The 12,750-nt window shown below is 62.0% G+C and carries 13 protein-coding genes; 10 read left to right on the top strand and 3 right to left on the bottom strand.

What is annotated here, in order from left to right:
• Positions 1-147: 147 nt before the first annotated feature.
• The 10 genes from eno to CMI59_RS02555 all read left to right on the top strand — a co-directional run bounded on the left by eno (position 148) and on the right by CMI59_RS02555 (position 11,102).
• Complete coding sequence (gene eno / locus CMI59_RS02600; RefSeq protein WP_293324324.1) at positions 148-1,422, top strand: phosphopyruvate hydratase; 1,275 nt, start codon at positions 148-150, stop codon at positions 1,420-1,422.
• A gap of 90 nt (positions 1,423-1,512) precedes the next feature.
• The gene (locus tag CMI59_RS02595; RefSeq protein WP_293324321.1) at positions 1,513-1,842 is read left to right on the top strand and encodes a septum formation initiator family protein; all 330 of its coding nucleotides are present in this window, start codon (positions 1,513-1,515) and stop codon (positions 1,840-1,842) included.
• 148 nt (positions 1,843-1,990) lie between these two features.
• Positions 1,991-3,094, top strand: coding sequence for a pyruvate dehydrogenase (acetyl-transferring) E1 component subunit alpha (pdhA, locus tag CMI59_RS02590; protein ID WP_293324318.1), 1,104 nt, complete (start codon positions 1,991-1,993; stop codon positions 3,092-3,094).
• A gap of 4 nt (positions 3,095-3,098) precedes the next feature.
• Positions 3,099-4,484: a pyruvate dehydrogenase complex E1 component subunit beta gene (locus CMI59_RS02585; RefSeq protein WP_293324315.1), complete on the top strand. Its 1,386-nt coding sequence runs from the start codon at positions 3,099-3,101 to the stop codon at positions 4,482-4,484.
• 11 nt (positions 4,485-4,495) lie between these two features.
• Positions 4,496-5,824: a pyruvate dehydrogenase complex dihydrolipoamide acetyltransferase gene (locus tag CMI59_RS02580; RefSeq protein WP_293324312.1), complete on the top strand. Its 1,329-nt coding sequence runs from the start codon at positions 4,496-4,498 to the stop codon at positions 5,822-5,824.
• Between the two features lie 12 nt (positions 5,825-5,836).
• Positions 5,837-7,237 carry a dihydrolipoyl dehydrogenase gene (gene lpdA / locus CMI59_RS02575; RefSeq protein WP_293324310.1) on the top strand — a complete coding sequence of 467 codons (1,401 nt, stop codon included), beginning with the start codon at positions 5,837-5,839 and terminating at the stop codon, positions 7,235-7,237.
• A gap of 8 nt (positions 7,238-7,245) precedes the next feature.
• Positions 7,246-7,986, top strand: coding sequence for a TerC family protein (locus CMI59_RS02570; protein ID WP_293324308.1), 741 nt, complete (start codon positions 7,246-7,248; stop codon positions 7,984-7,986).
• A 43-nt stretch (positions 7,987-8,029) separates the two neighbouring features.
• Complete coding sequence (locus tag CMI59_RS02565; protein ID WP_293324305.1) at positions 8,030-9,562, top strand: sulfatase-like hydrolase/transferase; 1,533 nt, start codon at positions 8,030-8,032, stop codon at positions 9,560-9,562.
• An 80-nt stretch (positions 9,563-9,642) separates the two neighbouring features.
• Positions 9,643-10,620: a lipoyl synthase gene (lipA, locus tag CMI59_RS02560; RefSeq protein WP_293324393.1), complete on the top strand. Its 978-nt coding sequence runs from the start codon at positions 9,643-9,645 to the stop codon at positions 10,618-10,620.
• A gap of 8 nt (positions 10,621-10,628) precedes the next feature.
• Positions 10,629-11,102 carry a type II toxin-antitoxin system RatA family toxin gene (locus CMI59_RS02555; protein ID WP_293324302.1) on the top strand — a complete coding sequence of 158 codons (474 nt, stop codon included), beginning with the start codon at positions 10,629-10,631 and terminating at the stop codon, positions 11,100-11,102.
• 6 nt (positions 11,103-11,108) lie between these two features.
• Here the strand turns inward: CMI59_RS02555 and CMI59_RS02550 are convergent, their stop codons facing one another.
• The 3 genes from CMI59_RS02550 to ispF form a co-directional block, all read right to left on the bottom strand.
• Positions 11,109-11,603 carry a CinA family protein gene (locus tag CMI59_RS02550; RefSeq protein ID WP_293324299.1) on the bottom strand — a complete coding sequence of 165 codons (495 nt, stop codon included), beginning with the start codon at positions 11,601-11,603 and terminating at the stop codon, positions 11,109-11,111.
• Complete coding sequence (locus CMI59_RS02545; RefSeq protein WP_293324297.1) at positions 11,600-12,100, bottom strand: phosphatidylglycerophosphatase A; 501 nt, start codon at positions 12,098-12,100, stop codon at positions 11,600-11,602. The genes CMI59_RS02550 and CMI59_RS02545 overlap by 4 nt, the downstream gene beginning before the upstream one ends.
• Positions 12,101-12,120: 20 nt before the next feature.
• The coding region (gene ispF, locus CMI59_RS02540) for a 2-C-methyl-D-erythritol 2,4-cyclodiphosphate synthase (protein WP_293324295.1) at positions 12,121-12,750 on the bottom strand (630 nt) is incomplete at its 5' end.

Raw genomic sequence — 12,750 nt, 5'->3', positions numbered from 1 at the left:
GGGGGATTAAGGGGCTTTCGCCGGCCCCGCCTGTCCGCTATGAAAACGCCCAATCCTGTGCCGGTCGAAAGGCTGGCACCGGGACGGGCGTTTTCAGGCGCATTCAGGTCCCGATCCAGAAAAAACAACCCAGTGGAGCGAATCTCAATGGCAGCCATCATCGATATCATTGGCCGGGAAATCCTGGACAGCCGCGGCAATCCGACGGTCGAAGTCGATGTCTTGCTGGATGACGGCGCGCTGGGCCGCGCCGCCGTGCCGTCGGGCGCGTCCACGGGCGCCCATGAGGCCGTGGAGCTGCGTGACGGCGGCGAACGCTACAAGGGCAAGGGCGTCCAGCAGGCGGTGGACGCGGTAAACGGCGAAATCTTCGATGCCATCGGCGGCATGGATGCCGGCGAGCAGATCCAGATCGACCGGATCATGTGCGAACTCGACGGCACGGAGAACAAGTCCCGTCTCGGCGCCAATGCGATCCTCGGCGTGTCGCTCGCCATGGCCAAGGCCGAAGCCGCGTCGCTCGGCCAGCATCTTTTCCGCTATCTGGGCGGCCCGTCGGCGCGCATCCTGCCGGTGCCGATGATGAACATCGTGAATGGCGGCGAACATGCCGACAATCCGATCGACATCCAGGAATTCATGATCATGCCGGTCGCCGCCGCTTCCATCGCGGATGCGGTGCGGATGGGCTCCGAGGTCTTCCACACGCTGAAGAGCGAGCTGAAATCCGCCGGGCACAACACCAATGTGGGCGATGAGGGCGGCTTTGCGCCGAACCTGTCCTCCACGGACGAAGCCATTGGCTTCATCATGAAGGCCATCGAGAAGGCCGGCTACAAGCCGGGCGAGGACATCTACCTCGCGCTCGACGCTGCCTCGACCGAGTTCTTCGAAAACGGCGTCTACAATCTGAAGGGCGAGGGCAAGAAGCTCGATGCGGCGGGCATGGTCGACTATTACGTCGACCTCGTGAGCCGCTATCCGATCATCTCCATCGAAGACGGCATGGCCGAAGACGACTGGGATGGCTGGAAGGCGCTGACCGACGCCATCGGCGAGCGCGTGCAGCTTGTCGGCGACGATCTCTTCGTCACCAACAAGAAGCGCCTGAAGGACGGCATCGATCGCGGCGTCGCGAACTCCATTCTCGTGAAGGTGAACCAGATCGGGTCGCTCACCGAGACGCTGGAATCGGTGGAGATGGCGCAGCGCGCGCACTACACCGCCGTCATGTCCCACCGGTCCGGCGAAACCGAGGACGCGACCATCGCCGATCTCGCGGTTGCGACCAATTGCGGGCAGATCAAGACCGGGTCGCTCGCGCGCTCCGACCGCCTGGCCAAATACAACCAGCTCATCCGTATTGAAGAGGCGCTGGGGCCGGCCGCGGAATATGCCGGAACCTCGGTTCTGAAGGGCTGAACGAGCCGTTTGAGAATCATTTCGCTTCCGGCGAGTCAATAGTCCTTGACCGAAAGAATCACGATGTGATTCCTTTCGGTCATGGAGACTTTGAACCTGATTCGCCCCTCTCGGAACCTTCGTCTGCGCGACGCGCTCGTACCGCTCGTCGCCGCGATAGCGATTGCCTATTTCGCCTATCATGCGATGCATGGACGCTACGGCTTCATCAACTGGCTGGCGCTTCAGGATCGGGTTGAAACGCTTCACGGAGAGCTGAAGGAAGTCCGCGGCGAAAGGGAGCGTCTGGAAAGGCGCGTGGCCCTTCTGCGGCCCGAAAGCCTCGACCCCGATTTGCTCGATGAGCGGGCGCGGGCAACGCTTGGTTATGCTGATCCGAACGAAATTATCATTCTCGATCGTTCCGGCCGAAAACGCTAATCGATTGCAGTGAAGCATGATTAACCAAAATCAGGTTAATCGTTAAAAATCTTTTTGAAAACATACCTTTACGAACAGCCGGTAAGCTGTCTCCAATAGCAGGTGCAACATGGTGCTGCACAAAAGCTGAATATGGAGGCCGCCCCCCATGGCTACTCGCTCCCGCACGAGCGCAACCTCCGGAAAAAAGACGTCCGGAAAAACCTCTTCATCCGCCAAAAACACGTCGAGGAATCCGTCTCGCCGGAAGTCGTCTGCCTCCGGGAGCGCGCCTGCGGATTTCGGCAAGGATGAGGACATGCAGGCCTATCGCGACATGCTGCTGATCCGCCGTTTCGAGGAGAAGGCGGGCCAGATGTACGGCATGGGCCTCATCGGCGGCTTCTGCCATCTCTATATCGGTCAGGAAGCTGTTGTCACCGGCATGAAGGGGGCGATCGAGGACGGCGATCAGGTCGTCACCTCCTACCGCGACCACGGCCACATGCTGGCGGTCGGCATGGACCCGAAAGGCGTCATGGCCGAGCTGACCGGCCGGGAAGGGGGCTACTCCAAAGGCAAGGGCGGCTCGATGCATATGTTCAGCATCGAAAAGAATTTTTACGGCGGCCACGGCATCGTCGGCGCCCCGGTGCCCATCGGAACGGGCCTTGCCTTCTCCAATCAGTACAACGATACGGATCGTGTCTGCCTGACCTTCTTCGGCGACGGCGCGGCAAACCAGGGCCAAGTCTATGAAAGCTTCAACATGGCCGAGCTTTGGCAGTTGCCGGTCATCTATGTGATCGAGAACAACCGCTATGCCATGGGCACCAGCGTGGCGCGCTCCTCGGCGCAGACCGACCTCTCCAAGCGCGGGTTGAGCTTCAATATCCCGGGTGAGGAAGTGGACGGCATGGATGTCCGTGCCGTGCGCGAGGCGGGCCAGAAGGCGGTGGAATGGTGCCGTGCGGGCAAGGGCCCCTACATCCTGGAGATGATGACCTATCGCTATCGCGGCCATTCCATGTCCGACCCGGCCAAATACCGGGCGAAGGAAGAAGTGAACAAGATGCGCTCCGAGCATGATCCCATCGAACAGGTGAGGAAGCGCCTGATCGAGGACCATAAGCTGAGCGAGGACGAACTGAAAAACATCGACAAGGAAATCAAGAAAACCGTCAACGAGGCGGCTGAATTCGCCCAGGCATCACCCGAACCCGATCCGTCCGAGCTGTGGACGGATGTCGTGGAACTGAGCGAGGGGGCCTGAGCCAATGTCGATCAAGGTAACCATGCCCGCTCTTTCTCCGACCATGGAGGAAGGCACGCTCGCCAAATGGCACGTGAAGGAAGGCGACACCGTCAGCTCCGGCGATGTGATCGCGGAAATCGAAACCGACAAGGCGACGATGGAAGTGGAAGCGGCCGATGACGGAACCGTCGCAAAGATCGTCGTGCCGGAAGGCACGGAAAATGTGAAGGTCAACGAAGTCATCGCACTTCTGGCCGGTGAGGATGAAGACACCGAAAGCGTGAGCGAAGAAAAGGTGGAATCATCTGCGCCGCAGGAGAAGACCGAAGCTCCGAAGGCGGAAGAACCCGACGATGCAGGCGATGAAGCGCCGGCCCCGCCCGCGGTCGAGGTTGCATCCGATCCCGAGCTGCCCGAAGGAACCGAATTCGAGGAACAGACCGTCCGCGAAGCATTGCGCGACGCTATGGCGGAAGAGATGCGCCGCGACGAACGTGTGTTCGTCATGGGCGAAGAGGTTGCGCAATATGAAGGCGCCTACAAGGTCACGCAGGGCCTGCTCGCCGAATTCGGCGACAAGCGTGTGGTCGATACACCGATCACCGAGCACGGCTTTACGGGCCTTGGCGTCGGCGCGGCGATGGCCGGGCTTCGTCCCATCGTCGAATTCATGACCTTCAACTTCGCCATGCAGGCGATGGACCACATCATCAATTCGGCGGCTAAGACGCGCTACATGTCCGGCGGCCAGATGTCCTGTCCCATCGTGTTCCGGGGACCGAACGGTCCCGCGGCCCGTGTGGGCGCGCAGCACAGTCAGGACTATTCCTCCTGGTACGCGCATGTTCCGGGCCTCATCGTCATCGCACCCTATTCGGCGATGGATGCGAAAGGCCTGCTGAAAGCCGCCATCCGCGATCCGAACCCGGTCGTCTTCCTGGAAAACGAAGTGCTCTACGGCAAGAGTTTCGATGTGCCGCAGATCGATGACTACACGCTGCCCATCGGCAAGGCGCGCGTGATGAAGGAAGGCACGGATGTAACGCTGGTCTCCTACAGCCACGGCATCACTTACTGCCTCGATGCGATGGCGAAGCTCGAAGAGGAGGGCATCAATGCCGAACTCATCGACCTGCGCACCATTCGCCCGCTCGACATCGATACGGTGATCGAGTCCGTCAAGAAAACCAACCGCGTCGTCACGGTGGACGAGACCTGGCCGCATTGCGGTGTCGGTGCGGAGATCGCCGCGCAGGTGCAGGCCAAGGCTTTCGATTATCTCGACGCGCCGATCCTCCGCGTGACGCAGAAGGATGTGCCCATGCCTTACGCGGCCAATCTGGAAAAACTCGCGCTTCCCAGTGCGGATGAAGTGATAGAGGCGGTGAAAACCGTCTGCTATCGCTGAGGGAGGGAAACATGCCGACACCGGTTCTGATGCCCGCCCTTTCGCCCACCATGGAAGAGGGCACGCTTGCCAAATGGCACGTCAAGAAAGGTGACACCGTCAGCTCTGGCGATGTCATCGCTGAAATCGAGACCGACAAGGCCACCATGGAAGTGGAAGCCGTCGATGAAGGTACCATCGGCGAAATCCTCGTGGCCGAAGGCACCGAGGGCGTCGCCGTCAACAAGCCTATTGCCGTCCTGCTGGAGGAAGGTGAAAGCGAAGACGACCTTGAGGGCTTCGATCCCTCCAAGGGAGCGCCCTCTGCGCCGCAGAAGACGGAGAGTGAACCTGAGGCGGCTCCCGCTCCGGCGAAGGCCGAGAAACCCGCTCCCGAAAAGGCGCCTGCGCCGGCCGCAAAGGACCCCGGCGGAAAAGCGCCCCCCGCGCCGACGGATGCCAGCGGTGAACGCATCTTCGCCAGCCCGCTTGCTCGCCGTATAGCGGCGCAAAAAGGCGTCGACCTCGCGTCGCTCAAAGGCTCCGGGCCGCATGGCCGCATCGTGCGCGCCGATGTGGAAGGCGCAAAGCCCGGCGCCGCCGCATCGAAAGCGGCGGGGCAGGCCATGGCGCCCGCCCAGAGCATCGACGCGAGGGCTTTCTACGAGGAAGGCTCTTACGAGGAAATACCGCTCGACGGCATGCGCAAGACGATTGCGCGCCGTCTCACCCAGTCCATGCAGGAAATCCCGCATTTCTACCTGACGGTGGATTGCAGGCTGGACGAGCTGCTCCGAGTCCGGAAGGAACTCAACAATGAGTTGGCCGATGGCGGTGTGAAGCTGTCGGTGAACGATTTCCTCATTCGCGCCGCGGCACTCGCCCTGAAGAAGGTGCCGGAGGCGAATGTGTCCTATGCGGGCGATGCGCTCCTGAAACACAAGCATGCCGATGTCGGCATCGCCGTCGCGCTGGATGGCGGTCTCATCACGCCCATTCTTCGGGCCGCCGAAACCAAGGGGCTCGCGCAAATCGCCTCCGAAGCGAAAGAGCTGGCGGGCCGCGCACGCGACAAGAAACTGAAACCGTCGGAGTTCGAGGGCGGCTCCTTCTCCATCTCCAATCTCGGCATGTTCGGCATCAAACACTTCACCGCCGTCATCAACCCGCCTCAGGCCGCCATTCTGGCTGTCGGCGCAGGCGAGGAGAGGACCGTGGTGCTGGACGGCAAGGTCGAGGTGGCGACCGTGATGACCGTCACCATGTCCTGCGACCACCGCGCGATTGACGGGGCGCTCGGTGCCCGCTTCCTCGATGCCTTCAAGGGCTTCGTGGAATTCCCCGCCCGCATGTTGCTGTGAGGAGGCGGACCCATGAGTGAGAAAAGCTACGACCTCGTCATCATCGGTTCCGGCCCCGGCGGCTATGTGGCGGCGGTGCGCGCCGCGCAGCTCGGCATGAAGACCGCCATCGTGGAACGCGACCGTCTGGGCGGCATCTGCCTCAATTGGGGCTGCATACCGACCAAGGCGCTGTTGCGCTCGGCGGAAGTCTACGACCTCATCGAGCGGGCGGAGGAGTTCGGCCTCAAGGTCGAAAACCCGTCCTATGACGCCGCCGCCATCGTCAAGCGCAGCCGTGAAGTCTCCGAGCGCCTCTCAAAGGGCGTCGGTTTCCTGATGAAGAAGAACAAGATCGACGTCATTGAAGGCTCCGGCCGTCTGGCGGGCGAAGGTGTCGTGGAGGCCGAGACGAAAGACGGCAAACAGACGTTGAAGGCGAAGAACATCATCCTCGCCACCGGCGCCCGCGCGCGGACCCTGCCGGGGCTCGAACCCGACGGCAAACTCGTCTGGACCTATCGCGAGGCCATGGTGCCCGACGCCATGCCGAAATCGCTGCTGGTCATCGGCTCGGGCGCCATCGGTATCGAGTTTGCGAGTTTCTATCGCGCCTTCGGCTGCGAGGTGACGGTCGTCGAGGTGATGGATCGCATCCTGCCTGTCGAAGACGAGGAAATCTCGAAAATGGCGGCCCGCGCCTTCAAGAAGCGCGGCATGAAAATCATGACGGGCGCCAAGGTCGAAAAGCTCGACAAGCAGAAGAACAGCGTCAAGGCGACTATCGCCAACGCACAGGGCAAATCCGAAACCATCGAAGTCGAGCGAGTGATCTCCGCCGTCGGCATCACCGGCAATGTGGAAAAGATCGGGCTGGAAGACGCCGGCATCAAGGTCGAGAAAGGCCATGTCGTCGTGGACGAATGGCTGCGCACCGGCGTGAAGGGCGTCTATGCCATCGGCGATCTCGTCGGCGCGCCCTGGCTTGCCCACAAGGCCATGCATGAAGGCGTCATCGCCGTGGAGCATATGGCGGGCGTGAAGGGGCTTCATCCGCTCGACACGAAAAAAGTGCCCGGCTGTACCTATTCCGCGCCCCAGATTGCCAGCGTCGGCCTCACCGAGGCGCAGGCGGTGGAGCAGGGCCACAAGGTCAAGGTCGGCCGTTTTCCCTTCACCGGCAATGGGAAGGCCATCGCGCTTGGCGAGGATCAGGGGCTCATCAAGACCATTTTCGATGAGAAAACCGGCGAACTGCTCGGCGCGCATATGATCGGCGCAGAGGTGACAGAGCTCATTCAGGGCTATACGGTGGCCAAAAATCTGGAGACGACCGAAGCCGAGCTGATGCACACCATCTTCCCACATCCCACATTGTCGGAGATGATGCATGAGTCCGTGCTCGATGCGTATCAGAGAGCACTCCATATCTGACGGCGAATATGTTCGACATTTTGTTGACGCCCGGTGCCTGGGCAAGCCTTGCAACGCTGACGGTGCTCGAGGTCGTTCTCGGCGTCGACAATCTGATCTTCCTGTCGATTATCGCCGGGCGTCTGCCGAAAAGTCAGCAGAAGCTCGGCCGAAGGCTCGGTCTGCTGGCCGCCGTGGTCACGCGGCTCGGCCTGCTGGCGTCCGCCGCCTGGGTGGTCACGCTGACCGATCCCGTTTTCACGCTGGAGGACTTTGCCGTTTCATGGCGCGACCTGCTGCTTATGGGAGGCGGCCTTTTCCTGCTCGCGAAATCCACTCTCGAAATCCATGAATCCGTGGAGGGCGAGGAGGAAGTGCAGTGCGGGCCAGTAAAGGTTGCAAAAAGCGCCCTTGCGATGGTCGTGCTTCAGATTGCCATTATCGACATCGTTTTCTCCTTCGACAGCGTGATGACCGCCGTCGGTATGTCCGATCATTTCGAGATCATGGCGACTGCCGTCGTGATCGCCGTCATCGTCATGGTTTTCGCAGCCGAGCCCGTCAGCGCCTTTGTCGAGAAGCATCCGACGGTGAAAATGCTGGCGCTGAGCTTCCTCATCCTGATCGGCGTCTCGCTCATTGCGGACGGCCTGCATTTCCATATTCCGAAGGGCTATCTCTACTTCGCCGTGGCCTTCTCGGTCGGCGTGGAAGCGCTCAATCTCTGGGCCTCGCGCCGCAGGGCTGAAAGAGCCGCCCGGAAAGAGTAGCCTTAAAGGAATATTCGTCGCGCCGCATGGGGGAGGAGACCGGATGGCACGTACCGAAGAGACCGGCTTGAAGAAGCCGGCGAATGCCGTCGTCATTCTGCTCGACAGCCTCAACCGCCACATGCTGGGCGCCTATGGCGGCACCGAGTTCGCAACGCCGCATCTCGACCGCTTCGCCGCGTGCGCAACGCGCTTCACGAACCATTTCACCGGCTCATTGCCTTGCATGCCTGCGCGGCACGACATTCTCTGCGGCGCGCTCGATTTTCTCTGGCGGCCCTGGGGCTCCATCGAAATCTGGGAAGACGCCATCACCTATGAGCTGCGCGCGAAGGGCGTGACGACGCAGCTCATCTCCGACCATCCCCATCTCTTCGAAACGGGTGGCGAGAATTACCACGTCGATTTCTCCGCCTGGGATTATCAGCGCGGCCATGAGGGCGATCCGTGGAAGACGCGGCCCGATCCGAGCTGGGCCGGTGCGCCGCAGCTCCTCTTCGACCGCCACATGCCCTATGACAATTCACGCGGCTGGTTCAAGGGCGAGGAAGACTTTCCCGGCCCCCGCACCATGGGCGCCGCCGCCCGCTGGATCGACGAGAATGCGGGCCATTACGACCGCTTCATGCTGTTCGTCGATGAGTTCGACCCGCATGAGCCCTTCGATACGCCCGAGCCCTATGCCTCCATGTATGACGCCGACTGGGAGGGCCCCCATCTCATCTGGCCGCCCTATATCCGGGGCGCTATCGAGAAGGGCATCATCGACGAACGGCAGGCAAAACAGATCCGCGCCTGCTACGGCGGCAAGCTCACCATGATCGACGCCTGGTTCGGCAAGCTGCTCGACGCGCTGGACCGCAATAACTTGTGGGACGACACGCTCGTCATCCTCTGCACCGATCACGGCCATTATCTCGGCGAGAAGGATATCTGGGGCAAGCCCGGCGTGCCCGTTTACGAGCCGCTCGGCCATATCCCGCTGATGCTTGCCCATCCCGGCGTCGCGCCCGGCACATGCGACGCGCTCACCACCAGCGTCGATCTCTTCGCCACGCTCGCCGATCTCTTCGGCGTCGAGGCGCGCCAGCGCACCCATGGCAAATCCCTGCTGCCGCTTCTGTCCGGCGAGGCGAAGTCGGTGCGCGACTGGCTGCTCACTGGCGTCTGGGGCAGGGAGGTCCACTATATCGACGGCACGCACAAATATGCCCGCGCGCCGAAGGACAGCAACGCGCCGCTTGCCATGCTCTCCAATCGCTGGTCCACCATGCCGACGCATGTACTGACGCGAGAGCAGGAATTGCCGCTGCCCGATGACCGAGCCTTTCTCGATCGCATGCCCGGCAGCAATGTGCCGGTCATCCATCAGCCATGGGACGAGAGCGACGCCGTTCCCTTCTGGGCGCGGGCGAAATTCACCGGCAACCATCTCTTCAATCTTTCCGAAGACCCTGAAGAGGAGCGCAATCTCGCCGGCACCGCAAAGGAAAAGGAACTGGCCGAAGCGCTCGAAAGCGCCCTGCGCGAGCTGGAAGCGCCGGAGGCGCAGTTTACCCGCCTCGGCTTGAATTGAATCCGGATTCACGCACGATTTGCTTGAATCTGTCAGAACGTCTATCCATGTCCTGAACATCCCGGCATATGGCGGAGCTTATGGTCACGATCGTCGATAAAACGCAGGCGGAAAGCGCGAAGCCGCGCCCGCGCCACCCTGAAAAGGCCCATCGCCCCGACACGCCCATTCTGCGCAAACCGGAATGGATCCGCGTGAAGGCGCCCGGCTCGCCCGTCTATCGCGAGACGAAGAAGATCGTGAAGGATCACGAGCTTGTCACGGTGTGCGAGGAAGCGGGCTGCCCGAATATCGGCGAATGCTGGACCAAGAAGCACGCCACCATGATGATCCTGGGCGACACCTGCACGCGCGCCTGCTCCTTCTGCAATGTGAAGACAGGCCTGCCGGCCCCCGTCGATACGAAAGAGCCCGAACATGTGGCGGAAGCCGTGGCCAAGCTCGGCCTGCGCCATGTCGTCATCACCTCGGTGGACCGCGACGACCTCGCCGATGGCGGCGCACAGCACTTCGTCGATGTGATCGAGCGCATCCGCGAATATTCGCCCGGCACCACGGTCGAAATCCTGACGCCGGACTTCCTGCGCAAGGACGGCGCGCTGGAGCGCGTGGTGGAAGCGCGCCCCGATGTGTTCAACCACAATCTGGAAACCGTGCCGCGGCTCTATCTGAAGATCCGGCCCGGCGCGCGCTATTTCCATTCGCTGCGCCTGCTGCAGCGGGTGAAGGAACTCGACCCGACGATCTTCACCAAATCCGGCATCATGGTCGGCCTTGGCGAAGCACGCGAGGAAGTGCTGCAGGTGATGGACGATATGCGCTCGGCGGATATCGACTTCCTCACCATCGGCCAGTATCTCCAGCCCACGCGCAAACATGCGGCCATCGACCGTTTCGTGACGCCGGAGGAGTTCAAATCCTATGAGACGATTGCACGGACCAAGGGGTTCCTGCTGGTCTCATCGAGCCCGCTGACGCGGTCTTCCTATCATGCCGATGAAGACTTTGCGAAGCTGCAGGACGCCCGCAACGCGGCCGTCGACGGCAAAGGGGCCTGAGGCGTCGCATGCCCGCGCATGAGCAGAGCCAGGACGTGCCTTATCCGGCGCGCGACATGTATGCGCTCGTCGCCGATATTGCGAGCTATCCGGATTTCCTGCCCTGGTGCAATGCGGCCCGCATCCGCAAGCGCGAGCCCGCGGGCGACGAAGCTCCGGGCGGCGAAATCGTCGTGGCCGACCTCATCGTGTCCTACAAGCTTCTGCGCGAACAGTTTACGAGCCGCGTCGTGCTGGACCCTGCAAAACTCACCATCGATGTCGGCTATATCAAGGGCCCGTTCAAATATCTGATGAACAAATGGCGCTTCGAGGAACTGCCCAATGGCGGCTCGCGCGTCTATTTCTCCATCGACTTCGAATTCAAGAGCCGCATGCTCGAACGCCTGATCGGCGAGTTCTTCGATCGGGCGCTGATGAAGATGATGGGCGCTTTTCTTCAGCGTGCGGACGAACTTTACGGGAACACGGCGGAAAGTTAACGCCGTTCACATCATCCGGCGCGCAAGGTTGAGCGCCGTCTCGATGCTGTTCATCCGGATCTCGCCGCGCCCGATATCGCCGAACCTCTCCATCTCATGTTCCAGCCGCCGGTTCATCCGCGCCGCGCCGAAATGAACGAGGCCGACCGGCTTCATCGGCGTGCCGCCGCCGGGGCCGGCAACGCCCGTCACGGAAATCGCGATATGCGCGCGGCTGTTGTTGAGCGCGCCTTCCGCCATGGCGCGGGCGACGGGTTCGCTCACCGCGCCGAAATCGGCGATGAGATCGCCCGGCACATCCAGCATCTCGCGCTTGGCCTCGTTGGAATAGACGACGAAACCGCGCTCCACCACGGCGGAAGATCCCGGCACTTCCGTCAGAAGTCCGGCAATAAGCCCGCCGGTACAGGATTCCGCGGTAACGATTTTCAGCCCCGCATCCTTCAAATCGCCGACCAGCAATTCCGCAAGGTGAAGAAGGCGCGTGGGAAAGAGGCTCATATCAGGCTCGCAATCGCAATGTCGGCAACGATGAAGACAAGCACGGCATAAAAGGCCGCGATGACATCGTCGAGCATAATGCCGAACCCGCCCTTGATGCGACCGTCCGCCCAGCCGATAGGCCAGGGTTTGAGGATGTCGAAGAAGCGGAACAGCAAGAACCCGGCGAACCAGTTGAACGGGGTGACGGGCAGGGCGGCCAGAACCAGCCAGAGCGCGGCGACCTCGTCGACCACGACCTCGGATGGATCGTCGCGCCCCAGCGCCAGCGCATAGCGTTGCGAGGCCCATAACCCGGCGCCGAACAGGAGAACGCCGGCAAGCGCCAGCCAGAACGCGCCGCCGACCCACCAGATCAGCAGGGCGAAGGGTACCGCCGCCACCGAGCCCCAGGTGCCGGGCGCCTTGGGCAGCAGGCCGCTGCCGAGCCATGTGGCGATCAGCACCACCGGATGGCTGAGAGAAAGTCCCCGAGGCGGGCTGGTGAATTGCGCCATAAAGCGTCCTCTCGTCCTTTTCAGCGGAAGCGAAGCGTCGCGGCGGCCTGGGCGGCGATGCCTTCTCCGCGCCCGGTAAAGCCGAGCCCTTCCGTCGTCGTGGCCTTCACGCTGACCCGTTCCGGGCCGATCCGCAAGATGTCCGAAATACGCGCCCGCATGGCCTCCGCATGCGGTCCGATCTTGGGCTTCTCGCAAATCAGCGTGAGGTCCACATGGGTCACCTCCGCGCCCGCCTCGCGTGCGAGCCTGGATGCGTGGGCAAGAAAGACATCCGACGAGGCTCCCTTCCATTGCGGATCGGAAGGCGGAAAGTGTTTGCCGATATCGCCCTGCGCGATGGCACCCAGAATGGCGTCGGTAATGGCATGCAGCCCCGCATCGGCATCGGAATGCCCGAGAAGACCGTGAGAGTGAGGCACTTTCACCCCGCACAGCATCACATGATCGCCGGGGCCGAAGCGATGCACGTCGAAGCCTTGCCCGGTGCGGTATTCGCTCGCACCGGCGAGCAGTCTGGTCGCACGCATCAGATCCTCTGCGCTTGTGATCTTGAAATTGTCGTCATCGCCCGGCACGACCGAGGCGTCGATCCCGGCGGCGGCGCCGACGGCTACATCATCCGTATACGATGTGTTGCCATCGCGGCG

Origin of the sequence: Parvibaculum sp., assembly GCF_002684405.1 — a bacterium.
Taxonomy (GTDB): domain Bacteria; phylum Pseudomonadota; class Alphaproteobacteria; order Parvibaculales; family Parvibaculaceae; genus Parvibaculum.
This window is presented reverse-complemented; position numbering and strand designations above follow the sequence as displayed.